The organism is Aquificaceae bacterium, from assembly GCA_037722135.1.
Lineage (GTDB): Bacteria > Aquificota > Aquificia > Aquificales > Aquificaceae > Pampinifervens > Pampinifervens sericum.
This window is the reverse complement of record JBBKAW010000013.1, coordinates 11,607-13,141: the sequence shown is the minus strand read 5'-3', so window position 1 is coordinate 13,141 and position 1,535 is coordinate 11,607. Positions and strand designations below refer to the sequence as shown.

Below are 1,535 nucleotides of genomic sequence, written 5' to 3'. Positions count from 1 at the left end.
ATATTCATATTTCTTCCATTTTACCCGTAAGGGCTTCTGTTAGGTCATAGGGACAATCTATAAAGGTGTAGAAAAAACTTATAGCTTCTGACTTTTTATCCAAGCTCTCAAGCCAAAGCCTTATCCTAACCCTTGCGTAGTTCCAAGCCCTATAAAGCTCCCTTTCAAGCCTCTGTCTCATGCTTGGCGAAAGCTCTAACTCCAACTCAATCCTGTCTCTAAGGTGATATATCTCTATCCTGTGTCTTTTTGGCTCTTTTATAAGCTCCTTGTAGTTTTCCCATATGTATAGCTTTTCCAAGAGTAAAGATAAATAGCTTGCTACCTCGTCCACCTCTCTTTGGATGAGCTTTCCCAATTCTGTGTATAGATTTTCCCAGTCAACTTCCTGATATCTTCCTTCCTTGAGAAGTTGGTAGTTTATCTCAGCCCAGAGAGGAAAATCTTCTTTGTATAGCTCCTTTAGGTCCTTTTCCATCCTTACAAAAGCTCAGACATTCTAAAAAGAGCATATACTTCAAGACCTTCCCTTTGCAAGTTTTCCCTGCCACCCTCTTCTCTGTCAACCACCGCATAGACACAAAGCACCTCATAGCCCTCCTTTTTGCAGGCTTGGACTGCCTTGAGAGCAGAGCTTCCTGTGGTTATCACATCCTCTAAGACCACAACCCTGTCTCCTGCCCTTAGTAGCCCTTCCACCTGCTTTCCAGTGCCGTGAGCCTTTGGCTCCTTTCGGACCACAAAGGGTTTTATGGTATCTCCCTCAAGGTATGAGACCATGCTTACCGCATAGGCTATAGGGTCCGCACCAAGGGTTAGACCTCCCACACCCTGAGGCTTTAGGTCTTTTATAGCCTGATATAAAACCTTACCCAAAATATACACACTTTCTGGGTCAAAGGTTATCTGCTTTAGGTCTATGTAATACTTGCTTAGCTTTCCAGAAGAAAGTTTGAATATAGGCTCGTCCGCAACCTTGAGAGACCTTTCCCTTATGAGAGCTTTTAGTCTTTCTCTATCCATTGGCTTTCAACTTTTCCTTAGCATACTCCATCAGACCACCAGCTTTTAGGATAGCCATTAAAGTATCTGGAAACTTGGTGGCGGTATACTCTTTACCGGTCGTCAGATTCTTTATAATACCCTTTTCCAAGTCTACCTCTATCTCATCGCCCTCTTTTATCTCATCCACTGCCTGTGGTGCTTCCACTATAGGAAGACCTATGTTTATAGCATTACGGAAGAATATCCTTGCAAAGGATTTGGCTATAACCACAGGCACTCCAGCATACTTTATGGCTATGGGTGCATGCTCTCTGGAAGAGCCAGAGCCAAAGTTTCTACCCGCCACTATTATATCCCCTTCCTTGTGCTCCTTTGCAAACTCTGGATGCTCCGAGTCCTCCATTACATGCTGGGCAAGTTCGTAAGGGTCAGAGGTGTTTAGGTATCTGGCGGGTATTATCTGGTCTGTGTCCACATTGTCTCCAAACTTCCACACTCTACCTCTTATAACCATGTTGTTTATTATAAAC

Annotated in this window: 3 protein-coding genes; all 3 read right to left on the bottom strand. The window is 43.7% G+C overall.

What is annotated here, in order from left to right; translation table 11 throughout:
• Positions 1-4 precede the first annotated feature (4 nt).
• The 3 genes from WKI49_01045 to leuD are packed head-to-tail and all read right to left on the bottom strand — an operon-like array spanning position 5 to position 1,519.
• Positions 5-478 (bottom strand): DUF29 family protein, encoded by a 474-nt coding sequence (locus tag WKI49_01045; GenBank protein ID MEJ7621086.1) that lies wholly within the window; start codon positions 476-478, stop codon positions 5-7.
• Between the two features lie 2 nt (positions 479-480).
• Positions 481-1,023, bottom strand: a complete 543-nt coding sequence (pyrE, locus tag WKI49_01040) for an orotate phosphoribosyltransferase (GenBank protein MEJ7621085.1) — start codon at positions 1,021-1,023, stop codon at positions 481-483.
• Positions 1,016-1,519 (bottom strand): 3-isopropylmalate dehydratase small subunit, encoded by a 504-nt coding sequence (gene leuD, locus WKI49_01035; protein ID MEJ7621084.1) that lies wholly within the window; start codon positions 1,517-1,519, stop codon positions 1,016-1,018. The genes pyrE and leuD overlap by 8 nt, the downstream gene beginning before the upstream one ends.
• Between the last annotated feature and the right edge of the window lie 16 nt (positions 1,520-1,535).

Bases quoted from the DNA above. Each gene is read 5' to 3' on its own strand.
- WKI49_01045 (MEJ7621086.1), bottom strand. From the start codon at position 478: ATGGAAAAGGACCTAAAGGAGCTATACAAAGAAGATTTTCCTCTCTGG.
- pyrE (MEJ7621085.1), bottom strand. From the start codon at position 1,023: ATGGATAGAGAAAGACTAAAAGCTCTCATAAGGGAAAGGTCTCTCAAG.
- leuD (MEJ7621084.1), bottom strand. From the start codon at position 1,519: ATGGTTATAAGAGGTAGAGTGTGGAAGTTTGGAGACAATGTGGACACA.